Below are 24,969 nucleotides of genomic sequence, written 5' to 3'. Positions count from 1 at the left end.
TGATAGTAACTGGCCCATAATAAGTCATTTCTGCATAGAAATCAGTTAGCTTAGGTATTATTTTCTATACTAAGTTGCTTTAATGCTGACATAAAAAAGGCCATCGATGATGGCCTTTGATTTTAAAGTCATTTTGGACTTTTTTAGTTGAGTGGCGGTGCGACTGGAGCAGACCTTTCAGTGGTTTCCCACTCTTGGACTGGTTCTTCACCATCTTCATCTTGAATCGCAAGGTCTGATGGAGTCACTACCGAATCAGCAACTTCAGAGAATAGGTCACGGTTATTCCAAGCTTCCGCAAACATACCTGAATCACCCCACTGATGTCCTTCAGCAAAGATACCTGAGTCGCCCCATTGATGTCCTTCAGCGAAGATACCTGAGTCGCCCCACTGATGACCTTCTGCTAAGATACCTGAATCGCCCCATTGATGACCTTCAGAGAAAATACCTGAGTCGCCCCATTGATGACCTTCTGCAAAAATACCAGAGTCGCCCCATTGATGACCTTCAGCCAACATACTAGAGTCTCCCCATTGATGACCTTCAGTAACTAATTTGTCGCCGACTAAGATAGCAAATTCACCACCTGTGGTTTTTGTTACGGGGCCCATAAAGTGCGCAGTACCGGCTAAATCAGCTTGGATATCTAAACCACGGTTTGCACAACCTGTTTTGTTACTCGCAACAGCGGCGTAAGCATTGACCATACCGTGGCCTTGCTCGAACGGTGAAAACTTCATTTTACCAGACTCGTCATGCGCCATCTTTGCGCTTGCCATGATGCGACACTTAACGTCATCTGGTGACAAGTAGGGATTGTATTGAAGCATTAATGCTGCAATACCAGAAACCACTGCTGACGCTTGTGAGGTTCCAGAAACTTCTTGGTAACCCAGGCCTGTCTCACTTTCGAAGAACTGACCGAAGGCATATCGGTTATCTACTTTAGCGGCAATGTGACCACCATAAGCAACAACCTCTGGCTTTACAAAACCTTCAACGGTAGGACCTGTTGAAGAGAACGTAGTTACACGGTCATCAGAATAATCAAATGGTGTGTAGCTATCTGTAATCGCGCCAACCGTAATGATGTATGGGTTATTACCAGGAACGGTAATACTCATATCTTCGTGACCACTGTTACCAGCAGAGGTAACCACTACAATACCGGCTTCCCAAAGCTTCATGATCGCTTGGTTTATTGGGTCGTCCCAATAGTTAGATTGGACATCAGCGCCCAATGATAAATTTAAAACGCGAATTCGATAGGTTTCACGATTGTGATAAATCCAGTTCAAACCGTCTAACACTTTTGAGTAGCTACTTTGACCATTCTTATCGAATGCTTTCACTGATAAAAGGTAAACGTCTGGTGCAATACCGTTAAACTTACCGTTGTCAGCTTTCAGGCTACTAGCGATAATGCCAGACACATGTGAACCGTGACCGTTTTTATCATCGTTCAACCACCAAGTACGACGGCTTTTAATTGCATCGTATTTAGCAGGAACACGCCAGTAACCTTCAGAATCGACCAATAGGTTGAAACCGTGTTGGCCAGCCATGATAGTACCACTGTCTAGTACAGCAACGGTTACACCCAAACCTGTGATACCGAGCTCGTGCAATTGGTCAGCACCAGTCTGTGTTGAAATGTAGTTATCAATGATGAACTTTTTGTTCTGGCCGTTACCCGCACTCATTGTAGCTACCGAGCGATCATCTTGAATTCTTACATCGTCGAGCTGTGCAATCACTTCTGCTTGTGACGGAGTTAGCACTGCGCTAACTGCATTGATGATTGGAAACTCTCTTGAAATACTCCCACCAACACTTGTTACCGCTGTTTTTAATGTCTCTGAACCTTTACCTTGGACGATGTATGATTTAGGCTGTTCTTTAGCCTTCTTTACCGCACCGTTGCCAGCGTCAGTCGATAAAAAATCACCGTATCCATTCGTTGCGACAGCGCCGGCGAAACCGACTACTGCAACAGAGGCGAACATCATCGTCTTTAAAGTGTTGCTGATAGACATGTGTAACTCCAAATAAAAATATACTTTCTCTGTCGCCGATAATGCACAGTGTATGCCAACTTTCAAAAAATCGTATCCCACTGTTTTTATTGGACTATTTATTTGGAAGGTATGTAAATTTTAATTTCGAATAACAATATGACTTAATTTATGAACTAAATTATGGTTTAGTCATTTATAGAGTCATTTTTTAAGTCGCAGCTTAGGCTTGCAAAAAGTTAGATGGTTATCTATGCGGTTGTTGATTACAATGCTCAAATAATAGGAGTGTTTATGAACAAATTGCTTGTCGTATTAATTGTAGTTGTGGCGCTTGTTGCCGCTTACGCGGTATTTAGTATCAACGAAGAGCCTCTTGCTGACACTGGCAGTGAATTTACTGAGATACCAAAACAGCAAGCTAACAAACGTAGTATCGACCAAGAAATTAAAAACTTTAACCAAGAGAAGGAGAATGTCGTTGATGAAGAGCCTACTGTGCTTTCTGTGAGCGACGATCTGTCCGATCTGCCTGCCAAGTTTGTGCTTAGTGGCATTGTGTATAGTCAGAGTGTTGCTGAAAGCTTTACTGCTCTGTTAGTTGACCAAGCTGCCGGTGAGTACTTTGTTGACGAAAACATTAACAACTTAGATGTATATGTTAAACGCATCAATAAAGCGTCAATTATTTTAGAGTTTGAGTCGAGAGACTATGAGCTCTTCTTGGGCGAGACAAACAGCTTAATTGAAGAGCAGACTCAACAACGATTCAACGAGATGACGGCGAAAGAAATAGGTTCAAGACCAAGACAGTTAGAACACATCGTGAAAACACTTCCTAACTTGTTTAATGATGGGGGTAAAGTCATTATTCCTGGTATGAACCCAGACCTCTATTCTAAAGTACGTTTTCAAGAGGGTGACGTACTCTTAGAGGTAAATGGTTTCGAAATAGATGACGATAAACAATTAAGTGACCTTCAAAAGGAAATACGCTCTGCTCAAACACTTACTTTTAAGGTAAACAGAGCGGGTAGATTGATTACGCTTTATCTCGACATACCGCATGAGGCTCTAAAACTATAAGTTTTCCTTTAGAAACGCAGCAACGGTTTCGTACCATTCTGCTCTATTTTCTTCATCATAAAAGCCATGACTTTCGGTACCCTTTACAAACCACTCAAATGGTTTTCCCTGTTCAATTAGCTTATCTCTGAGTAACTCCGCATGAATAAAGGGTGTTCGTCTGTCTTTTTTACCATGGCCGATCAGTATGGGTGCGGCTATTCGGGAAATGTAATTAATAGGCGAAAACGTCTTCAAAATGTCTGGGTCATCACCTAAGTATTCCAACAAGCGAGTTTTTCCGTAGAGCATGTCTGGAATGTCCCCCTCTTCGAACATCAGCGTTAAATCGTAAACCCCAGCATTCGCCACGACACAGTCGAATAATTCAGGTGCCATGGTCGCTGCCATAACCGCAGAATAGCCACCGAAGCTAGCGCCCATAATACACACTCTATCGTTACTGACCCTGTCTTGATTCATTGCCCATTGTGCGCCTTCAATGATATCCAATTGAATCCGGTTGCCCCATTCCTGGTAGCCGGAATAGCGATAGTCTGAACCATATCCACCAGAGCCTCGATAATTGACACGCAACACGGCATAACCTTGAGAGGCAAGATATTGAACATCTCGATCAAACGTCCAGTAATCTCTAACACCATGAGGACCACCATGCACCAGCACTACTAAAGGCGCATCTTTATCTTTAGGCACCGACACAGGTAGCGTTAAAAAGCCATGAATGAGCACGTCATCGCTTGCAGCAAAAGTGACTGGTTTGGATTCAGACATCAGTTCTATGGGAATAGAATCTAAGTTCCTGAACAAAAACTGGAGGGAATTGGTCGCCTTATCGAACAAATAGAAGGTACCAGGCGAAATATCGCTGCTAACATAGAGTATCCATTTGTTGCCATTTTCGCTGCGACTGATCAATTCAACCTTGTTACCGGGGAATGTTTGTAGGAATTGCTTGTAAAGCTTCACCTCATAAGTGTTCTTGCCGAACATGACATAGTCAGGCCTACCATCATCCAGACGCAAAGCGTAGGGTGTGCCACCATCAGCACTGAAAACAATACTAGTGATATCGACTACCTTATCGGTAAACAGGTGCTTCACCTCTTCGGTTTCTAGGTCGAATTTATACAAACCCGTCTTATCTTTACCACCACTATCTGTAACGTACAAACTTGTGTTTTTGCTGTCTAAAGCAATGGGATTAAAACTCTTGCCCAATACTTCATTGCTAAGCTGTTGCCAATCGTTAGTTTCTTGAATGCGCTTGAACACAGCAGCGTAACCGTTCTCACCGGCACCCACGACTAATTTTACCTTACCGTCACTATCAGTAATAAACTCAGCTTGCGGTACTGGAGACTGGGCAATGGTATTTGACATCTGACCGTTATAAACATTGAGTTTGTGTACTGTTGGGAGCTTACTACCATCAGAAGACATGGGTGTTGACATGATAAGAACGTGTTTTTCGTCGTCAGGTAAAACGTCTAAGAGCTCACCCCAACCACGAGTTGATTGTTTCCGATTGAGCCTGCTACCGGTCTTTGTACCTCCGGCTCTGTAACCAAAAATCATGAGACCGTTACTGCCATCATAGTTAACCGAATAGAGTTCGCCGTAGTTAACATGCTGTTCACTGGCAATCTCTCTTTCTAGCACTTGAATAACCAGCCGTTCATTATTTACCCACCAATAATTACCCGGTTCGTAGCGTCCATCGAAAGAAACAGTACCAACAGGTTTGAAGGTACTCAAATCCATAATGACAAGGCGGCCTAAACCGTCTTGAGTAATATTGATAGCAAGTTTACTGCCATCGGGAGAAAGGTCAGCGTTAGTATAGGTATAGTACTTTGAGATATCTGTGGCGGAAATAGTTGCAAAGACTTGGCTTGTGCACAGCAGAGCAAAAATGAAAAAGAGTCTTTTCATGATATTCATCCTTGAATTAATTTAAGCGACCTTACATGGTCATCTTTTTTAATGTAGCAAAATTCTTCCGGAATTAAAAACAAAAAAGGCGCAGACCCCGAGGGGTTGCGCCTTTTTCAAATAGCTTAAATTAAGCTTTAACTACAACGTCAACTAACTTCCAAGTCTTAGACTTTGAAATTGGGCGACATTCAGTAATTGTAACTACGTCACCTTCATTACACACGTTAGCTTCGTCGTGTGCGTGTAGCTTGGTTGAGCGCTTGATAAACTTCCCATAGATTGGGTGCTTAACAGTTCTCTCAACCATAACAGTAATGGTTTTATCCATTTTGTTACTAGTTACACGGCCTTGTACTGTACGAATTTTCTGTTCAGTCATTACGAATCAGCCTTTTGAGTTAAGATAGTTTTAACACGTGCGATGCTGCGACGTACTGTTCTCAATTGGTCAGTTTTTTCAAGCTGGCCTGTAGAGTGTTGCATGCGAAGATTAAATTGCTCACGAAGCAAGTTAATTAGTTCCGCGTTCAACTCTTCTACGCTTTTTTCTTTAAGTTCAGTCGCTTTCATTACATCACCGTCCGAGTTACAAAGGTTGTTTTAAATGGCAATTTAGCCGCAGCCAATGCAAACGCTTCACGAGCTAATGATTCTGGAACACCTTCCATTTCATATAACACGCGTCCTGGTTGAATTTGGCATACCCAGTACTCAACGTTACCTTTACCTTTACCTTGACGAACTTCTAAAGGTTTTTCAGTAATTGGTTTGTCAGGGAAAACTCGAATCCAAATTTTACCTTGACGTTTAACGTGACGAGTCATGGCACGACGAGCTGCTTCGATTTGGCGAGCAGTCATACGACCACGGCCTACCGATTTAAGACCATATGTCCCGAAGCTTACTTTGCTACCAGCAATAGCAAGACCACGGTTACGACCTTTATGCATTTTACGAAATTTCGTACGCTTTGGTTGTAACATGATTAGCCCTCTCGTTTAGCGTTGCGGCCTTTCTTCTTAGGTGCTGGAGCTGGTTGCTCTTGAGTAAGAGGCAAACCGCCCAATACTTCACCTTTGAAGATCCACACTTTAACGCCAATGATACCGTATTGAGTGAGTGCTTCAGACGTCGCATAATCGATGTCTGCACGGAAAGTGTGTAGTGGTACACGACCTTCACGATACCATTCGCCACGTGCAATCTCTGCTCCGCCCAAACGGCCACTAACTTCAACTTTGATACCAAGTGCACCTAAACGCATTGCGTTTTGAACAGCACGCTTCATAGCGCGACGGAACATAACACGGCGTTCAAGCTGGCTTGAAATGCTGTCAGCTACAAGCTGTGCATCAAGTTCAGGTTTACGTACTTCAGCAATATTGATCTGAGCTGGCACACCGGCTAGCTTAGAAACATGATTGCGAAGCTTCTCTACGTCTTCACCTTTCTTACCGATAACAACACCAGGGCGAGCAGTGTGAATAGTCACACGGATACTCTTAGCTGGACGTTCGATAACGATTTTCGAAAGTGACGCGCTCTTTAACTGTTTCGTCAAATATTGACGGACCTGGTGGTCATTAAACAAGTTATCTGCATACTCTGCTGTATTAGCGTACCAAGTAGATGTCCATGGTTTGCTGATACCCAGGCGTATACCGGTAGGATGAACCTTCTGTCCCATAATCTACTCCTAGTTATCCGCCACAACCACAGTGATGTGACTGCTACGCTTAAAGATACGATCAGCACGGCCTTTGGCACGTGTTTTGATTCGCTTCATAGTCGGGCCTTCGTCAACAAAGATTTTAGTTACCGACAATTCGTCGATATCTGCGCCTTCGTTGTTTTCAGCGTTAGCAATGGCTGATTCAAGAACTTTCTTGACCAACGCAGCGCTTTTCTTTGGGCTGTACGCTAAAACTTCTAAAGCTTTTTCAACGTGCAATCCGCGGATTTGATCTGCTACCAAGCGTGCCTTCTGAGGTGACGTACGAGCAAAACGGTGTTTAGCTAATGCTTCCATTTTATTCCCCTTATCTCTTGGCTTTCTTATCTGCGACATGGCCGCGATAAGTACGCGTTGGAGCAAATTCGCCCAACTTATGGCCGACCATTTCGTCACTGACGAATACAGGAACGTGCTGGCGACCGTTATGGACCGCAATGGTCAACCCAATCATATCTGGGATGATCATGGAGCGACGAGACCAAGTTTTAATTGGTTTCTTGTCGCTCTTTTCCACTGCAGCTTCTACCTTCTTCAGCAAGTGCAGGTCAATAAAAGGACCTTTCTTGAGAGAACGTGGCATGGTGAATCCTCGCTGTTATTTATTTCGACGACGTACGATAAGTCTATCGGTACGCTTATTACTTCGGGTTTTCTTACCTTTAGTAGGAACACCCCAAGGTGATACTGGATGACGACCACCAGAAGTACGACCTTCACCACCACCGTGCGGGTGATCAACCGGGTTCATGGCAACACCACGAACTGTTGGTCTAACACCACGCCAGCGTGTAGCACCGGCTTTACCTAGTGAACGAAGCATATGCTCAGCATTACCCACTTCACCGATTGTAGCACGGCAGTCAGCTAATACTTTACGCACTTCACCAGAACGAAGACGTAATGTTACATACGCTCCATCTTTAGCAAGCATTTGTGCGTATGCACCAGCAGAACGTGCAATTTGTGCACCTTTGCCAGGCTTCATTTCGATCGCGTGTACTGTTGAACCTACAGGAATGTTGCGCATTGGCATTGCATTTCCTGGTTTAATAGGTGCATCAGAACCAGATTGGATTGCATCGCCAGCTTTAGCGCCTTTAGGTGCTAAAATGTAACGACGCTCACCGTCTGCGTATAATACCAAAGCGATATTAGACGAACGGTTTGGATCATATTCTAAACGCTCAATCTTCGCAGGGATGCCGTCTTTATTACGTTTGAAGTCAATAATACGGTAGTGTTGCTTATGACCACCACCAATATGACGAACTGTAATACGACCGTTGTTGTTGCGACCGCCAGACTTGCTTAATTTATCAAGCAAAGGAGCATGTGGTGCACCTTTATGAAGATCTGGGTTAACAACCTGAACGACGTGACGACGACCGGCAGAAGTTGGCTTAGCTTTCAATAATGGCATTTCTAATCCCCTTACTCAGCCGCACCGACGAAGTCGATGTCTTGACCTTCTTTAAGCACAACATATGCTTTTTTCCAGTCACTGCGTTTGCCGAAAAACTGACCGTGACGCTTAGTTTTACCTTTGCATACTACGGTACGAACAGAATTCACTTCAACTTCAAACAATTTTTCAACTGCAGCTTTGATTTCTGCTTTGTTCGCGTCTTTTAGAACCTTAAAAACAACTGTATTGTTTAGTTCAGCAGCCATTGTAGACTTTTCTGAAACATGAGGTGCTAAAATGACTTTTAATAAACGTTCTTCGTTCATGCTAGTGCCTCCTCAAGTTGTTTAACCGCTTCAGCAGTAATCAACACTTTATCAAATGCGATTAGGCTTACTGGGTCGATTCCTTGAACGTCAACAACGTCAACTTTATAAAGGTTACGTGAGGCTAAGAACAAGTTCTCATCAACATCTGGTGTAACAATTAACACGTCGTTTAATTCGTATTCATTCAATTTCGCTAAAAGTTCTTTAGTCTTTGGTGCTTCAACACCAAATTTTTCAACAACGATTAAGCGTTCTTGACGTACCAATTCAGATAGGATGCTTTTGATCGCTCCACGGTACATCTTTTTGTTAACTTTTTGGTCAAAGTCACGAGGTTTCGCAGCAAATGCACGACCACCACCAACCCAAATTGGGCTTCGGATAGTACCAGCACGAGCACGACCTGTGCCTTTTTGACGCCATGGCTTCTTACCGCCACCACGTACTTCAGAGCGCGTTTTCTGCGCTTTAGTACCCTGACGAGCACCTGCACCGAATGCAACAACCACTTGATGTACAAGTGCTTCGTTGAATTCACGTCCAAAGGTAGTGTCGGATACTTCAAGAGCGCCTTTCGCGTCTTTCAATGATAATTCCATCAGATTACTCCCAGACGTTACGCTTTAACAGCCGGCTTGACGATAACGTCACTGCCAGTTGCGCCAGGTACGGCACCTTTAATTAATAAAAGGTTGTTTTCAGCATCAACACGTACAAGCTCTAAAGATTGAGTGGTGATTCGCTTGTTACCAAGCTGACCAGCCATTTTCTTACCTTTAAATACTTTACCAGGTGATTGGTTTTGACCAATTGAACCTGGAGCACGGTGAGATAGTGAGTTACCGTGAGTCATACGCTGTGAACTAAAGTTCCAACGTTTGATTGCACCTTGGAAACCTTTACCTTTTGATGTACCTGCTACATCGACTTTCTTCGTGTCATTGAAGATTTCAACAGTGATTTCACTGCCCACTTCAATTTCACCGCCTTCATTTTCATTAAGACGGAATTCCCACAAGCCGCGACCTGCTTCCACGCCAGCTTTAGCAAAATGACCTGCTGAAGCCTTATTAACGCGGTTAGCTTTCTTAGTGCCAGCGGTAACTTGTAGTGCACGATAACCGTCAGTTTCCTCAGTACGTAACTGAGTAACACGGTTTGGGGTCGCTTCAATAACAGTCACAGGGATTGAAACACCATCTTCTGTGAAGATGCGAGTCATACCCACTTTACGACCGATAAGACCAATCGACATTGTTATTACCCTCTCTTGTTAGCCCAGGCTGATTTGAACATCAACGCCGGCAGCCAAGTCCAATCTCATCAAAGCATCAACTGTTTTGTCAGTTGGCTCAATGATATCTACTAAACGTTTGTGTGTGCGGATTTCGTATTGATCTCGTGCGTCTTTATTAACGTGCGGAGATGTTAGAACTGTGTAACGCTCTTTGCGTGTAGGTAAAGGGATAGGACCCGATACTTGTGCGCCAGTACGTTTCGCAGTTTCAACGATTTCAGCAGTAGACTGATCGATCAACTTGTGATCAAACGCTTTTAAACGAATACGAATTCTTTGATTTGGCATCGATTAAGCTCCAATCGAAAGAACAAAAAAATTCACCTTTTCACTCCTATTGCTTTCTTAAAAAGCGTGGATGAAAAGATGTGCGTAAACCATTGACCTCCAATTGAGGTCCTGTTCATATGTCAGTTTGCTCAGGAGTTACCGAAGTAGCTATTGAGCGCGCCGTGTAACTAAAGAAGCTAATGCTTATTGACCTAGTTACTCGAACAACTAACGAGTGTCTTTTTCAAAGTATCTGTAAGACAGTGGGCGCGAATTATACAGAGGAGAGAGGAAAAGGCAAGCGCTAAATAGCTTTCTTTGCATATAGCCTTATTTCTGAACTATTCTGTCCTGATAGTCGCATTAAATTCGACGGTAAAAAGCATTAAAATATGAAGCTTGAGTGCAAAAACTCGCCATAAAACAGCTTGAATTACGAAAACATCAGGTTTTTTGATATTCTTGCCGATACCTTTGGTATACCTATGTATTCAAAATTAGTCTGTGTCAATACGCTGTATCATTCTATGATAGCAGCTCAATCAGGATTAAAGATTTAACTATGATAGAAAGTACGGCGCATCAACCAGCGATTGAAAATTTAAGAACGCAGCTAGCCGCGCATCCCACGCTAATGGATGCCTATGGCCAAGTCGAGCCGATTATTCTACAAATTTTCGGCGCTCAGCGTATGAGTTTATTTCAACGCCGCCGTCAACATCAAGATCTTGTCGCCCGGTTTAAGACGGGTAAAGAAACGCGTTCTATAAAGGTACCGATCAGCCCACTATCAATCGCTGGCTACGTTGCGCTAGCTCAACGGCCTCTTGTCATCGATGACCCATACAATGCAGAAGCGCTTGCTGCTGTGCATCCTAGACTACGTTTTGCAGGTCAGTTTGATAAATCAGGGACATTCACGACACAAAATATACTTTGTGTGCCAGTTATTAATGCAGATGTATTAATGGGTGTCATGCAAATCATCAATAAAATCGATGAACCTTTCTCAGATAAAGATGTGCAAGTGGCTGTGCAGGTTGCCGAAATATTAGGCGACAAATTCAGATACGAGTTAGGTGGTACAAAGCATCAGTTCGAATATCTCATTCATCGCGGCTTAACATCTCAGAAGACCATTGATGAGCTATCAGAAAATGAAGCAACCACTAAACAAATTATTCAACGACTTGTTTCTGAACACCGTATTGCGGAAGATGAAATTGGCAACGCGATCTCTGTGCATTATCAAGTCCCGTTTATTAACTATTTGCCAGACAAATATCATTTATACCAAAGTGACAGTCGCTTAAACCTCTCATATTTAAAACGTAATCATGTCGCGGTTGTTTCTGACGCTAACGATAGTCCAATTGTTTTAATGGCAGAACCAAACAATGCAACGCTATTAATGGAAATAGAGAGTGCATTAGGTATCGATAGTTATGAAATAGCCGTCGGTCTGCCAAATCATATCCTACAATATCTCGGTGAGAACGTGGGGGGCTCGGGCCCTGGTGAACTCGATGAGATTCTTGACGAAATCGGCACATCAGGTGAAGAAGACGATGAACTCGGTGACGAGTTATCAGATGACGCACCAGCGGTTGTTAGGCTGGTTAGCCGAGTACTTCATGACGCAAAACGGCTAAACGCTTCCGATATACACATTGACCCAGAGAAAGGCGCGCCGACTCGAGTGCGGATGCGGGTTGATGGTGTTGTAAGAGATATTAATCAAGTGCCAGCGTCCCATCACAATGCGGTGATCGCACGTATCAAAATTATGGCAAGTTTGAACATCGCAGAAAAGCGCGTACCACAGGATGGTAAGTTAACGTTTAGAATGTCCGGACAGCCTGTTGAAGTGCGGGTAGCGACTATCCCGACTGTAGCAGGTGAAGGCGTGGTAATGCGTATTCTTGCCACCGGTGGCGCGATGCCAATAGAAAAAATGAATCTATCGCCGCGCAATATGGGCATGATAGAGGAAATGATAAAACGACCGCATGGTATCTTGCTGGTTGTTGGACCAACAGGTTCGGGTAAAACAACCACACTGCACGCCGTGTTAGGTTACCTAAACACGCCTGACAAGAAAATTTGGACCGCCGAGGATCCGGTGGAGATTACGCAACCTGGATTACAACAAGTGCAGGTAGTACCTAAGATCGGTTTTACGTTCGCGAATGCACTTCGTGCCTTCTTGCGTGCTGACCCTGACATTATACTGATTGGTGAGATGCGTGATAAAGAAACAGCACACGCTGGTATCGAAGCGTCACTGACGGGTCACTTAGTATTGTCAACACTGCATACTAACTCAGCGCCTGAGACCATTACTCGTTTGCTAGACTTAGGCCTTGACCCAGTCAACTTCGCAGACGCCTGTGTGGGTATCCTAGCTCAGCGTTTGATCAGAACAATCTGCAAAGAATGTAAAAAGCCTTATATGGCAAGTGATGACGACAAGGCGTTTATTCGCCGTCAGTATGGTGAAGCGCGAATCGAAGAGCTTGGAATTGACTTTGATAAAGACCTAGAGTTACACAAAGGTGAAGGCTGTGAGAACTGCGGTGGCACTGGCTATAAAGGAAGAACCGGTGTACATGAGTTACTGGGCATGTCGTCAGAGTTACGCTCACTGGTTTATAAAGAGGCGTCGGTTCCAGAAATGAAGGAGCAAGCTGACAAAGACGGTATGAGAACCTTGACCCAAGATGCTATCTTGAAAGTCATCAAAGGCGATACCGATATTGCTCAAGTACAAATCCTCAGTGGCGGTGGGCACTAGTCCACCGGCTGTAAATTGTTAAGCGCAATTGCTCACTAGTTGAGAAGGTGAAATGCTATATTCAGCCTTAAAACAAGTGCTAAAGTATGAGGGTGAATTAAAGCCAACATCAAAAGCCACTTCGTTAATTTGATAACCTTTATTTAGCAAGACTTTGGCCGTTTCTAGTCGATACTTTTTTAAATATTCATTGAAGTTATGAGAATAGACGTCTTTTAATCGGCGGTTCAAGGTGCGCTCCGTGACACTCATATGGGTTGCGGCTATCTCTCGAGTAAAACATTCATTTGAATAATTTTCACTGATCATGGCATTAAAGCGTTCAATAAAGCTTTGCTCCTTTTCATCACTGGCGTCATATGGCGCCGGTGTAGATAATTGCTGGCGGTGATACTCAGTGAGCTTTTCGCCAACCCGATCTTCTAACATTTGTTTCTGCTGCACCAAGCTAGCCAAGATGAGTTGCAATTCTTGCTGCACAATTGGCTTGCTGATGACCTGAGAAGCACCCACCTCTAAGGCTGATAACTTGAAGCTTTGAGAAGAAAGGCTACAAGCCACCAGTATTGGCAAATCGTGGGTTTGCGGGTTATTGCGAATCAAACGAATCAGTTCAATAGCACCGAGGGTGGGCGTTGATTGCTCAATGTAAATCACATCCGGCTTGGTATTATGAATCATCTGTAAACTGTCCAAGGCACGCGTACACGCCAAGCAAATGAAATGCTCTTGAAGACTTTGATGTAGTAAGCGCTGGGATTGTTGGTCTTCATCTACTATCAATATAGTCGGCTTTGCCACCGCGGCACTCGTAATAGAGAGCTGAGATGCATCGTTATTAAGACCTTCCGTTCTCGCTGTTATGGCATCTTTAAAGGAAACTACGTCACACGCGTTGATTGGCAGGGTAATGAAAACCGTGGTCATGTAGTTAATTGCACTGACGAGTTTAATACTGCCATTATTAGATTCTATCATTCGCTGTGCACTGGCTAAGTTCACATCATTCTCTGCATCGTAAGCTCTTTTACTGTAGTGCAGATTTGGACTCGCCTTCGCTGAAAAACCAATCTTTTTGACCTCAAGGTCAGTTAAACCAGCACCAAAACCGGTCAATCGGATATGATAGTGAGTGCCGTCACACTGAGTAGTAAGAGTCAGTTCCGTATTGGCATCAGAGGTTTTTGCAACTGCATGAAGTAAACCCCGAAGCACTTTATCTAGCACGCCAACCGAAAGATCCAAGTACGCTTGCTTACCATTGTTCAACAATAAAGTTTGATTGTAAGACCAACAAATTGATTTTAAAAAATCTGTGTTCGCCTGCAACACAGATGAGGTGCTTACAATAGTTCGATTAATGGGACGGCTAAGTTCGCGGAGTGAAAAGTGCTGCAGACGTTCTGAAAGTTGTACAATATTGTTCCAGTTTTTGCGACTACTCTGCCTACGATCTTGGTCAACAAAAGGCTGCGTAAGGTATGCACTTTGCTTACCTAATTCTTGCGACAAGCTTACCCTCATTTGCTTGCCAATAGCGTTAATGCTTAATTGTTGCTGCGTGACTAATTCCAATGCAGATTTCTTCTGCTCGATAACATTTGTATATTGATTCTTGGCCCTATACAAAGCAAGCCGATAGCGCTGGGCACGAAACAAAGTGATGACAAGCAATACAAGGAGAAAAGTGTCGAATAAAACACTGCTCAATGGGTGTTGAAAAATATCTATAAACTGCAAAAACACGGTACTTCCTGTGTGTGTAACTTAATCCTTTAGGCTATGGTGCTCACTTTTCCTTACATAAACAACTGGCCTTAAGGCGTGTATATATACAGCGAGAGCGCAAAGAGTAAACAGTTTTGACATTAAACGAAAGTATGAATTTTGCTTGATACCAGGCAAGTGATAGTTATGCTTGTTGAAACAATAAGTTATTCTTAGATATAAAACGCAAGCAATCTTCAAACTTATTTGATTCTGCACAATTTGTATACAGCCAAGCCTGCATGTTCGCATTATGTGCTGCAAAGATGTCATATTTATAGTCACCAATATACGCCAACTCTTCACATGGCAACTGCCATTGCTCAGCAATCTGGAGTAATGCGCTAGGATCTGGTTTAGGAGGGGCATCTTCTCTAGTAACGACGAGTTCGATGTCTATCTTATTTTTATCTATTTTGGTGTTCGTTGCGGCTTTGCAATTGCGCGTTACAATCGCAAGTGGAAGTTGCTTTGCTCGCGCCTGTTGAACGAAATTCTCAGCGCCAGGCATCCATGTGGAACTGAGCGCGTCATCCAATTCGTGTTCCAAAATAATTTGATGCGCTTTTGCTTTTGTTTCCATACACCCGATAGTCTCAACAAATGTTAAAATATCTGCATCATGTGGGCAGGCAATGTCCTTCTTTATTGCAGCAAAATTCAACTGGGTTTGTACTAAAGTGTCATCTAGGTCGAATATGATCCCGCTGACGTTATCGAAAGAAAAAATAAGATGTCCTTGAGTTTTTGCAATAAGTGTATCAACCAAGATAACGTGAGTAGTCTTATTTTGGTTCAATTTTCTAACAATGGAACTAAGTTGGGTGTGCGCTTAGTTGAAAAATGTTGTTTCGTATTGCAATGTTTTATACACAGTTTTGTAGAGCATACCAAAGTTATTAACAAACTGTTTATTTATACAGTGCATTAATGTATTCTGTATTAAAAGCAGTGTCGATTTTTAGAAGATTGTGTTTGTAGTAACTCTCATGGTCACTAAAATATTAAATAAATAATGGAGGCCAATATGGCAGTTATCACTCAGTATGTAGTTCAGCATAAAGGAGTTGAGAAATTGGTGACAACGGACAAAAAAGAAGCCGACAAGTATGACAAAATGTTAGAGGTTGCCGACAACCTTAGCGCTTACTTAGCAGCTAAAGGTGTTGAACTAACGGAAAGCGTTTCTGAAGAGCTTGGTATTTTATTATCTAAGAACAAAGACTCAGTGATGAAGATCATGAAAGGTGCTGAAGCGGATAGTATATTAGAAGTAGAGTCAGCTGATGTAGTTGAATTAAGCGCCGCCAAGAAATAGTAAGCGATTACTGACACCATTAGAGGTATCTTGCGTCAGTGAAAATTCACCGCATTAAAGGCTTTATCCAAAATATCTATTTGGTCGAATATCCCGATAAGTGCATGCTTCTCGACGGCTGTTCTCGAGCAGATTTTACCACGGTGAAAGCGTTTTTTGCCAACACCCTAAAACGACCGCTAAGTGATCTCCGCATTGTAGTAGTGACTCACATGCATCCCGATCATGCTGGTTGTGCACACCACTTCAGAACTGCAACAGGTTGTAAGATCGTTAGCGCGAACAAAACTACGCAATGGTATCGTGGTTTACAAGGTCGACTCTCTCACCTGATGGATATCGGTTTAGCTTACTGGGTGGCAAACAAAATGAAGCGACCTAAGCGAAACATTTGGTATTCTCCCTATTTACAGCCAGATTATCACCTGAACGACGGAGATAAGATTCCAGAGTTCGACGAGTGGAGCGTTTTTGAGACGCCGGGTCATACCGACAGAGATTTGTCCGTAATGCACATGCCAAGTAAGCGAATTTATGTAGCCGATTTAATCGTTAGAGTAAAAAAAGAGTTGTCGCCTCCCTTTCCGGTCCACATTCCTCACCTTTACAAAGCATCATTGCAAAAACTTGAAAGAATGCAGCCTAATTCGGTTTTGATGGCGCATGCAGAAGAAATTTCATTGGATGCTGAAGACTATGAGTCTTTATTGACTAAAGCGCCAGAGACACCAGAAACCAACCAAATGGCAATTAAACAGATGTTGAAAGGATATGTGTCGAAGAACAAACTAAACCTTAGGAACAAGTCCTAAGGTTAATATGAGTTAAAAGGCAGCTTAAGCTGTTCCACCGACTGTCAGTTCGTCTACTTTCAGTGTAGGCTGGCCAACACCAACCGGAACAGATTGACCATCCTTACCACAAACGCCAATGCCCATATCCAAGGACAAGTCGTTTCCAATCATGGATACTTTTTGCATCACTTCAGGGCCATTGCCAATTAATGTAGCCCCCTTAATTGGCGTTGTTACTTTACCATTTTCAATTAAGTAAGCTTCTGATGTAGAAAATACAAATTTGCCTGAGGTAATATCAACTTGCCCACCACCAAAATTAGGTGCATAAATACCCTTTTCGACAGACTGAATAATTTCTTCAGGCGCAAATTCGCCACCTAGCATGTAGGTATTTGTCATCCTTGGCATAGGTAAATGAGCATAACTCTCTCTACGACCGTTTCCTGTAGGCGCCACGCCCATTAGAGAAGCGTTGTGTTTATCTTGCATATACCCTTTTAAAATGCCGTCTTCAATAAGCACATTCTGTTGAGTCTTTACACCTTCATCGTCAACCGATAATGATCCACGACGATCCGCTAAGGTACCATCGTCAATGACAGTCACGCCTTTTGCGGCAACTTGCTGACCTATTCTTCCACTAAATGTAGATGCACCTTTGCGATTGAAATCCCCTTCGAGCCCATGACCAACCGCTTCGTGTAATAGCACGCCTGGCCAACCGCTACCCAACACAACAGGCATCAGCCCAGCTGGTGCTGGCACTGCAGCTAAGTTGACTTCAGCCATATGGATAGCATCATCTGCCAACTGTTCAAATAGAGGTTTATTATCTGCCAAGCTAGTGTGGAAGTAGTCGTAAGTTCGTCGACCTCCAGCCCCAGCACTTCCGCGTTCGCGCTTACCGTCTTTTTCTAAAAGCACTGAACAGTTCAATCGAATCAATGGGCGAATATCTTGAGAAAAGGTCCCATCACTCGCTGCAATCAAGACTTCTTCATATACACCACTGAGGCTAACGACGACTTGGCTTGCATGTGGAGCTTGCTTTCGAATATAAGTATCCACGGCTTTCAATAGACTTATCTTTTCGTTATCTGGCATTGCCAATAAAGGGTTTTGAGCGGTATAAAGCGGTGTATTGCTTAACCCTTCAAATTGAGGAATTTTCAGTATGCCACCGCTTGGCGCGATGCCTCGAGACGCTTTACATGCGTCATTTAACGCAGCAAACGAAATTTCATCGGAGTAGGCGAAACCGGTTTTCTCACCGGAAATAGCTCTAACACCAACGCCACGCTCAATGTTATAGCTGCCATCTTTAATGATGCCGTCTTCTAAAACCCAACTTTCATGCTGGGAGGATTGGAAATACAAATCAGCAAAATTAGTTTGATGGGACAAGATACCATCGAGTAGACCAGTTAACTGCGCTCTATCGATACCCGACGCGCCTAATAAATTTTCTTCAACTGAATGACTCAAAATGCTGTCCTATGTGTTTTGTGTGTTTGAATGGGCATTGACTGCCGAATACTAGATAGTAAGTCATGCTGGTATCGAGCACCAACCTTTCCTTGATTTTCAGGTAAATTGGCCAGTAGCTCTCCCCAAGGAGAATAGATACAGCTGTTACCATAGGTCTCTCTGCCATTACTGTGCACGCCAGTCTGATTAGCCGCTATCACATAACATTGATTTTCAATACTGCGAGCAGCGAGTAATGCATGCCAATGAGCCTCTCCTGTTTTCAAGGTAAAAGCGCTTGGAACCACTAAAACGTCGATTTGCCCCATTCGCTGAACAAGCTCCGGAAAACGTAAGTCATAACATACAATTTGCCCAACCCTGCCCCATGGACTTTCAAAAAAGACAACATGCTGGCCTGGCAGTGTGCTCGCCGACTCACGATATTCGTTGGTGTTATCATTTACGCTAACATCAAACATATGGATTTTGTCATAGCGCCTGACGCGATGTCCTTGATTATCATACACAAGGCTAGCGGCGTAAAAGCGATCTTCCCCGTAACCTACTTCACCTTGCTGCGCTTTGACAGGAATGGTGCCGGCTACAATCCATTTGTTATATTGTTTTGCCAGTGCCGCAATACGCGTTTGGATATGTCCATTATCGATCTCTTCGGCTATCGACATCAGCACCTTATCACCGGCGCCAAAGCAGGCAAAGCACTCAGGCAGAACGACCAGTGCGGAGTCATGGTCTAGATTTACTAACTCAGTTTCTATAGCATCCAAATTAGCATTAATATTGGGACCAGACGTGATCTGAATCGCAATAAGGTCATCCATCATTCACCTCCATCATCAAGGTATCTTCCGGGCTCGGTGGAATGAATTCATCAATTTCTTCAGGCAGGGCATCTCGGCGTGCCGGTAATTCAACCTCGGTACTTTCCCGCCCCGTCTCTATCATAATGGGGTCAGCGATGGTGCCGGTCACGCTGTAATTCACATTTGAAATAACCTTAGCTGATGTCAGCATTTGGTCCAAGGCAAGTGCAGCGAGCGCTGTTGGCGGGTTTACCATAAAGTATACCAATACCGGTAAATTCCCCGTGACGTTAGGTGTAAAACTGACGTTGTAGTTTAGCTCTTTGGATACTAAATCTGTGTAGCCATAAATTTCCATCTCGCCCGCACCACCATCGATTCTTGTATCGCGAGTATCTGCCTTACCCTCAGTTATTTGCACTGTCCCTTGCATTTCATCATAGAAGAAACCTTTGGCAAAGACGTCACGAAAATCGAGGCTGAGCTTCCTGACTAGTGAGTCTAAGCTTAACAAAGTAAAGATACGGGAGCCTTTATCACTCAGTTCGGTGATATAACCATCGCTTAACTGCCAATCGATTTCGCCATCAAGATATTCGAAAGAAAAATCAAAAGGTGACGACTTCCAAGTGGCTGTGAAATTCATCCTGGCTTCACTGTCCTTGATACCTGAATCAAATTGGAAGTCTTTCAAGAATGCGCCAAAATCACTGCTATTCATATCGCCATTAATGAATGTATAGTGGTCACCGTTGCGCTTGTACCATTGTCCACTAGCGCGAATCTTGCCATTGGGGCCTTCTAGGCTGAAGCTCTCAAAACGCAAACCATCGTCATTCGGAAAACTTTCAAAACTAATAGCTCCTAAGTCATTACCAAACACTTCACAATCTGCGCATTTCAAACGGATCCGAGGTAAAGACTGAGGTTCAATTTCAGGGCCTAAATCTTGTTCTTGAGCGAGCCAGTCGTTGAATCGTACAAAATCAGCATTGATTTCAATACCCTCTTCGACCCAGCGCTGATGAAAGGTGATTTGTGCCTTGGCTTGGTCGGATACCAAATCAATAATCCAATCTTTATTGATTGTTTTCACAGTTGCATCCACATCCGATAGACTTTGGCCTGCAACTACCAAGTTATCTGTTTCGATAAAAATACGCTGCGGAGCTTCAAATAAAGCCTTCTTTGCGTCTTCAGATTCATCACCGCTGGGCACTCCAGCTAGCAGTGCCGCGATGCTCTGATACCAAGTAGAGAGTTGTATTTCTGGCAGGTTCGCACTGATGCTAAAACCAACACCTCGCCCAACAAAATCGCTTGCACCTATGGCCAAATGCGCACGGCTAAACTGCATTTCTTTATGCGGTAAAATACCATCAAACGTGACTTCATCGCCTAAAGTCACTTTAATATTTGATGCTTGTTTGTTGCCGCTGATATCAGCCGATAAGCGCTTGGATTCACTCGACTGTTTATCAAAAGGGGCTGGTAACACAGAGTCTATGCTATCTAGCTGAGAAAATACCGTTGCTGTATATTCATATGCGTCTTTCCCCAAAGCCACATCAATACTCGACTGCCAACTACTCTCACCGCTCAGGTAGCTTCCTAGCTCTTCACTAATATAAGGAACTAAGGGGCTGACGTCCCAGTTCTCTCCCAAAACATCAATATCTAATACATACTCATCGTTAGCTTGCTCGCCCTTAAAATCAACAGCGATACTCTGGCCTAAAAGTTCTGCTTTCAGCCTATTAATCCAAATTTTGTCATTGTCAAAAATGAGTCGACCTTTGGTGTTTTCTAAAGCTAATTGCAAACTTGGGATTTGCACAAAATTATCGTTTAGGGTGACGATTCCACTCGCCGAAGTACTTTTTGTATCATCTAGGGGAACGTAAATTGACAGCTGTGCTTCTATTTCGTTACTCACTAACACGTCTTTGCTCAGTGTACGACCAAGCCCATCTTGTAAACTGCTCTGCGCAAAAACCTGTGAAATCCCATAGCCATTGCCAACACCTACCGCTTCAATAATCAAATCGGCGCCTTTGGTCAGAAGTGGGATGTATGCATTGATATCACGCACGTCGATTTCGCCCAACTTGGCTTCTTTGCTCTTCATTGTTAAACCCAAATTTTCAAAATGCAGGTCTAAATCTAAATTTGTAATCGATGGCCAGCTTCTGTCAAATAAAAAATCTGCGTCTCGGATATCTACTTGTGCTTGAAACACACCTTCATTATTTGTGAACGGGTAGTCAGCAAAGCGGCCACTCCACAAGATGCGCGCCTCTTCCACCTGACCTTCAGCATAGAATGCTCGGCTCAAGAAGGACTTAACTTCCTTTCCTAAAAGCGGCTCATTTGGCAAAAAGCGCTGGATTTGTGATACATCTAAGGCTTTTACCGTGCTCACAGAATTCAGCACTTGATTGCTAAAGTTGTACTCAAAACTGCCACCCATTGACGTTTCTGGCAGCTCAATGTCAAAGCCTTTAGCACCCAGATGCCACGCATCATCATCTTGGTAAAATTGCAGAGGAAGTAACAGATTGTCGACCACAAGATCATCGTCAAAGACTTCCCCCACTGCAACATTCACATCCTTACCCTCGAGCGTCACTGCGCCCACATTTTTTTGCCAAGCGAAGGTCATTGCAAGGTCGGACATGCCGGGGACGTTTTTATTTTGTTGCCAAGCTAATTGATTAATTTCAGCCCATGCTGATATGCCATTAGGTCGTTTTTGAATGGCTAATTTATCTAAGCGTGCTGAAAGGTCCATATCGCGCAATTGTCTATTGAGCTCACTACTAAACAGCCCGGTTAAGGGTAGCAAAGGTTTGATTGGGAATGCGCTGGCGCTTTGAATTTGCAACTCACCACTTTTCGACAGAGAGCCTTTCCAATCTGTACTTAATACTTGGTCGTACACTGAAAGTTTGAGTTCTTTTATATTGAACAGCCAGCGACCACCTTTCGGCTGGGCCACAAATATTCCCGAATCGATACCACTGCTCAGGTCTACAGACTCTTGTTTCCAAATAAAGCGGGTTGGTTTTATCTTTCCATATACCTTCGTGATTTTACGACGATTAATATCCGCCCAGAATTCAAAGTTGGCGCGCCCCTCTAAAAGCTCACTTTCCAGTGCGGAAAACTCATTTACCCAGGGTGATAAATCGAGCTCATCGGCTTTCGCGTAAATAGTGCCATCAAAGTTATTCGCATTGCCCACTAAATCAATCACAAATACGGCAGAGTTATTAGCAAGTTCAGATACTTTCATTAAGCCTGAACCTTGGTGACGCTCACCTTTGTTCAGCCATGAAAGGTTTTGAATATTGAAAGACTGTCGGTTATTTTCACCGCTAATACTGACCACGCTATTCACCAACGAAAAGGTTTGTAGCTGCTCTAGGAATAAGCCTTCAAGTGCGTCCATAATAGGAAAGTCAGTGCTACTGTCGTCTTGTATTCTTTGTAAGTCTAGGTCTAATAGCAAGCCATCTAGGCTGAAGTTTTTAGAGGAGATTTGGCCAGTGAGTAATGAATCCCAAAAATCTATTTCAATATAAATATTTTCGATATTCAGGGAAAGGGGGGACTTTTCATTTTGTTCAAGGCTGACCTCGTTCAGCACAATGGCCGGCCCGATACCTTGCCAAGAAGCCGATATAGACTCTATCTGCAGCGCTACACCATATTCAGTTTGCGCAAACTCTTCGAATAAATGCTTTTTGTCATTCAGTAAGGGCAGGGAATAGCGTAACAAGCTCATCAGTAAAGCGAAAACCACTAAACTGATAGCCACTACTGTCCATAACTTTCGGACTAAATAGGTTGCTACGCTGGAAAATTTGTTCACATCATTACCACATCAAATTTGTCTTGATGATACAACAACTCCGTTTGTACTTTGATTTGTTTTGACACGAATACTTCCAATTCGGCCAACATATGAGATTCTTCACCCATAAGCGCTTCAGCTACAATTTGAGAAGCGTAGACGACGAATTTATCAGCATCATACGCCCTATTCACACGCACTATTTCACGCATTATTTCAAAACAGATGGTTTCAACGGTTTTAATACTCCCACGACCTTTACATGCGGGACATTCACCACACAAAATGTGTTCTAGGCTTTCGCGTGTGCGCTTGCGTGTCATTTCAATTAAGCCGAGTGCCGTAAAGCCGTGAATGTTCGACTTCGCACGATCTTTGCTCATTGCCACTTCTAGACTATGTAAGACACGTCTTTTGTGGTCAGGTTCAATCATATCTATAAAGTCAATTAGGACCATGCCACCTAAGTTGCGCAAACGCAGTTGACGTGCAATGGCGACGGTCGCTTCAATGTTCGTATTGAAAATGGTTTCTTCAAGGTTTCGATGACCAACAAATGCACCCGTGTTGATGTCAATTGTCGTCATTGCTTCGGTCTGGTCAATAATTAGATAGCCCCCAGACTTTAGGTCGACACGACGCTCGAGCGCTCGCTGGGATTCATTTTCTACATCGTAGAGATCAAATATTGGACGCTCACCTTTATAGTACTCTAGTTTTTCGCTCAGCTCAGGGACGTAGTCCTTAGTGAACTCTTGTAATTCTGTGTATGACAGTTTTGAATCAATGCGAATACGATCAAGCTCAGTACCAACAAAGTCACGCAATACTCTGCGCGCAAGCGGCAAGTCTTCATACAACACATGAGACATCTTCTTGGTCATACGCGATTGGATCTTAGCCCAAAGCCGTCTAAGGAATGCAGCGTCTTGCTTCAATTCATTTTCTGAGACGCCTTCTGCCGCTGTGCGCACAATAAAGCCACCTTGATCATCGCAATGTCCACCTACTAGCCCTTTTAAACGATCACGTTCTGCTTCATCTTCTATACGTTGTGAAATACCGACATGAGTCACGCTAGGCATAAATACCAGGTATCTTGATGGCAAAGTGATGTCAGTGGTAAGGCGGGCGCCTTTTGTACCTAAGGGGTCTTTCACCACTTGCACGACGATATCCTGACCATCACGGACCAATTCACGAATGTCTTTTTTCTCAATAGGCGTATCGCTAACGTCATCTACTAGTTCGTCATGCATAGCAATGTCGGAAGCATGTAAAAAAGCCGCTTTATCTAAACCAATATCAACAAAGGCGGCTTGCATACCAGGTAATACTCGGCTGACTTTGCCACGATAGATATTGCCAACGAGGCCTTTCTTGGTGTGCCGTTCGATATGAATTTCTTGTAAGATACCGTTTTCTATCAGCGCAACCCGTGATTCAGACGGCGTAACATTGATTAGCAACTCTGCGCTCATATGTGATTTCCTAGTTCAAGTACCCGATTTTGTTCAGCATTACTTTGGTTTCGTAGAGAGGCAGTCCAACAACATTGCTATGACTACCTTTAATGCTTTTGACAAACTGGCCACCAATCCCCTGTATAGCATAGCTTCCCGCTTTGTCTTGTGGCTCTCCACTCTGCCAATAATTGCGCATGTCTTGTTCATTAAGACAGGCAAAAGTGACTTGAGTTTTCACTTGCTCTACAAAAGATTTATTTTGATAACGAAATGCCACTGCTGTGATCACTTGATGGGTTTGAGAAGACAGCATAGACAACATTCTTATACTATCATTTTGATTTTCAGGTTTGCCAAATATTTGATCACCAAATGTCACGATGGTATCTGCACCGATAACTAATTTATCGGGATGATGAGTGGCTACTTTAGTGGCTTTTGCTTCAGCTAAGCGTGCAACTAAGCGCTCTGGACTCTCGTCCGCTAGCGGCGTTTCATCGACATCTGCGCTGATGATGTCAAAGTGAGGAATGAGATGTTGCAGAAGCTCTTTACGTCGCGGCGACGCGGAGGCCAAAATAACCCGACAAAGAGACATC

At 43.5% G+C, this 24,969-nt stretch carries 24 protein-coding genes; 4 read left to right on the top strand and 20 right to left on the bottom strand.

Going from position 1 to position 24,969, the window contains the following annotated elements:
* Positions 1-143 precede the first annotated feature (143 nt).
* Positions 144-2,039, bottom strand: a complete 1,896-nt coding sequence (locus RM544_RS06975; RefSeq protein ID WP_311361043.1) for a S8 family peptidase — start codon at positions 2,037-2,039, stop codon at positions 144-146.
* Positions 2,040-2,312: 273 nt separating this feature from the next.
* Here RM544_RS06975 and RM544_RS06970 point away from each other — a divergent pair, with 273 nt between their 5' ends.
* Positions 2,313-3,104 (top strand): hypothetical protein, encoded by a 792-nt coding sequence (locus RM544_RS06970; protein WP_311361042.1) that lies wholly within the window; start codon positions 2,313-2,315, stop codon positions 3,102-3,104.
* Here RM544_RS06970 and RM544_RS06965 read toward each other — a convergent pair.
* From RM544_RS06965 to rpsJ, 12 genes are all read right to left on the bottom strand, one after another.
* The gene (locus RM544_RS06965; protein ID WP_311361041.1) at positions 3,099-5,039 is read right to left on the bottom strand and encodes an alpha/beta hydrolase family protein; all 1,941 of its coding nucleotides are present in this window, start codon (positions 5,037-5,039) and stop codon (positions 3,099-3,101) included. The two genes, RM544_RS06970 and RM544_RS06965, sit on opposite strands and share 6 nt — an antisense overlap.
* 130 nt (positions 5,040-5,169) lie before the next feature.
* Complete coding sequence (gene rpsQ / locus RM544_RS06960; RefSeq protein WP_195733449.1) at positions 5,170-5,421, bottom strand: 30S ribosomal protein S17; 252 nt, start codon at positions 5,419-5,421, stop codon at positions 5,170-5,172.
* Complete coding sequence (gene rpmC, locus RM544_RS06955; protein ID WP_195733448.1) at positions 5,421-5,612, bottom strand: 50S ribosomal protein L29; 192 nt, start codon at positions 5,610-5,612, stop codon at positions 5,421-5,423. Before rpmC ends, rpsQ begins: the two co-directional genes overlap by 1 nt.
* Complete coding sequence (rplP, locus tag RM544_RS06950) at positions 5,612-6,025, bottom strand: 50S ribosomal protein L16 (RefSeq protein WP_195733447.1); 414 nt, start codon at positions 6,023-6,025, stop codon at positions 5,612-5,614. Before rplP ends, rpmC begins: the two co-directional genes overlap by 1 nt.
* A 2-nt stretch (positions 6,026-6,027) precedes the next feature.
* Entirely contained in the window at positions 6,028-6,729 is a 702-nt protein-coding gene (gene rpsC / locus RM544_RS06945; protein ID WP_311361040.1) for a 30S ribosomal protein S3, read from the bottom strand.
* Between the two features lie 9 nt (positions 6,730-6,738).
* Positions 6,739-7,071, bottom strand: coding sequence for a 50S ribosomal protein L22 (gene rplV, locus RM544_RS06940; RefSeq protein ID WP_311361039.1), 333 nt, complete (start codon positions 7,069-7,071; stop codon positions 6,739-6,741).
* Between the two features lie 10 nt (positions 7,072-7,081).
* On the bottom strand, positions 7,082-7,357 hold the full coding sequence (rpsS, locus tag RM544_RS06935; protein WP_010179506.1) for a 30S ribosomal protein S19: 276 nt from the start codon (positions 7,355-7,357) through the stop codon (positions 7,082-7,084).
* A gap of 15 nt (positions 7,358-7,372) precedes the next feature.
* Positions 7,373-8,197 (bottom strand): 50S ribosomal protein L2, encoded by an 825-nt coding sequence (rplB, locus tag RM544_RS06930; protein ID WP_311361038.1) that lies wholly within the window; start codon positions 8,195-8,197, stop codon positions 7,373-7,375.
* Positions 8,198-8,208: 11 nt separating this feature from the next.
* Positions 8,209-8,508: a 50S ribosomal protein L23 gene (rplW, locus tag RM544_RS06925; RefSeq protein WP_195733443.1), complete on the bottom strand. Its 300-nt coding sequence runs from the start codon at positions 8,506-8,508 to the stop codon at positions 8,209-8,211.
* Positions 8,505-9,110, bottom strand: a complete 606-nt coding sequence (gene rplD, locus RM544_RS06920) for a 50S ribosomal protein L4 (RefSeq protein ID WP_311361037.1) — start codon at positions 9,108-9,110, stop codon at positions 8,505-8,507. Before rplD ends, rplW begins: the two co-directional genes overlap by 4 nt.
* 17 nt (positions 9,111-9,127) lie before the next feature.
* Positions 9,128-9,766 (bottom strand): 50S ribosomal protein L3, encoded by a 639-nt coding sequence (rplC, locus tag RM544_RS06915; RefSeq protein ID WP_311361036.1) that lies wholly within the window; start codon positions 9,764-9,766, stop codon positions 9,128-9,130.
* 18 nt (positions 9,767-9,784) lie between these two features.
* Entirely contained in the window at positions 9,785-10,096 is a 312-nt protein-coding gene (gene rpsJ / locus RM544_RS06910; RefSeq protein WP_006012796.1) for a 30S ribosomal protein S10, read from the bottom strand.
* Positions 10,097-10,640: 544 nt separating this feature from the next.
* Here rpsJ and RM544_RS06905 point away from each other — a divergent pair.
* Entirely contained in the window at positions 10,641-12,872 is a 2,232-nt protein-coding gene (locus RM544_RS06905) for a GspE/PulE family protein (RefSeq protein WP_311361035.1), read from the top strand.
* 18 nt (positions 12,873-12,890) lie between these two features.
* Here the strand turns inward: RM544_RS06905 and RM544_RS06900 are convergent, their stop codons facing one another.
* Positions 12,891-14,618, bottom strand: a complete 1,728-nt coding sequence (locus tag RM544_RS06900) for a helix-turn-helix domain-containing protein (protein ID WP_311361034.1) — start codon at positions 14,616-14,618, stop codon at positions 12,891-12,893.
* A 166-nt stretch (positions 14,619-14,784) separates the two neighbouring features.
* Positions 14,785-15,438, bottom strand: a complete 654-nt coding sequence (locus RM544_RS06895; RefSeq protein WP_311361033.1) for an HAD family hydrolase — start codon at positions 15,436-15,438, stop codon at positions 14,785-14,787.
* A 228-nt stretch (positions 15,439-15,666) separates the two neighbouring features.
* Here RM544_RS06895 and RM544_RS06890 point away from each other — a divergent pair, with 228 nt between their 5' ends.
* Positions 15,667-15,957 (top strand): YebG family protein, encoded by a 291-nt coding sequence (locus tag RM544_RS06890; protein WP_311361032.1) that lies wholly within the window; start codon positions 15,667-15,669, stop codon positions 15,955-15,957.
* 38 nt (positions 15,958-15,995) lie between these two features.
* On the top strand, positions 15,996-16,769 hold the full coding sequence (locus RM544_RS06885; RefSeq protein ID WP_311361031.1) for an MBL fold metallo-hydrolase: 774 nt from the start codon (positions 15,996-15,998) through the stop codon (positions 16,767-16,769).
* A 24-nt stretch (positions 16,770-16,793) separates the two neighbouring features.
* Here the strand turns inward: RM544_RS06885 and tldD are convergent, their stop codons facing one another.
* Genes tldD through RM544_RS06860 form a run of 5 tightly spaced genes read right to left on the bottom strand, consistent with a single transcriptional unit; the run spans position 16,794 to position 24,968 of the window.
* On the bottom strand, positions 16,794-18,239 hold the full coding sequence (tldD, locus tag RM544_RS06880) for a metalloprotease TldD (protein ID WP_311361030.1): 1,446 nt from the start codon (positions 18,237-18,239) through the stop codon (positions 16,794-16,796).
* Complete coding sequence (locus RM544_RS06875) at positions 18,236-19,066, bottom strand: carbon-nitrogen hydrolase family protein (RefSeq protein WP_432264476.1); 831 nt, start codon at positions 19,064-19,066, stop codon at positions 18,236-18,238. The genes tldD and RM544_RS06875 overlap by 4 nt, the downstream gene beginning before the upstream one ends.
* Complete coding sequence (locus tag RM544_RS06870; protein WP_311361028.1) at positions 19,059-22,922, bottom strand: YhdP family protein; 3,864 nt, start codon at positions 22,920-22,922, stop codon at positions 19,059-19,061. Before RM544_RS06870 ends, RM544_RS06875 begins: the two co-directional genes overlap by 8 nt.
* Positions 22,919-24,385: a ribonuclease G gene (rng, locus tag RM544_RS06865; protein WP_311361027.1), complete on the bottom strand. Its 1,467-nt coding sequence runs from the start codon at positions 24,383-24,385 to the stop codon at positions 22,919-22,921. Before rng ends, RM544_RS06870 begins: the two co-directional genes overlap by 4 nt.
* 10 nt (positions 24,386-24,395) lie before the next feature.
* A complete protein-coding gene (locus tag RM544_RS06860) occupies positions 24,396-24,968 on the bottom strand; it encodes a Maf family protein (protein WP_311361026.1) in 573 nt (190 codons plus the stop codon).
* Between the last annotated feature and the right edge of the window lies 1 nt (position 24,969).

Source organism: Brumicola blandensis (genome assembly GCF_031846165.1).
GTDB classification, from domain to species: domain Bacteria; phylum Pseudomonadota; class Gammaproteobacteria; order Enterobacterales; family Alteromonadaceae; genus Glaciecola; species Glaciecola blandensis.
The sequence above is the reverse complement of the archived record's forward strand: the minus strand, read 5'-3'. Positions and strand labels throughout refer to the sequence as shown.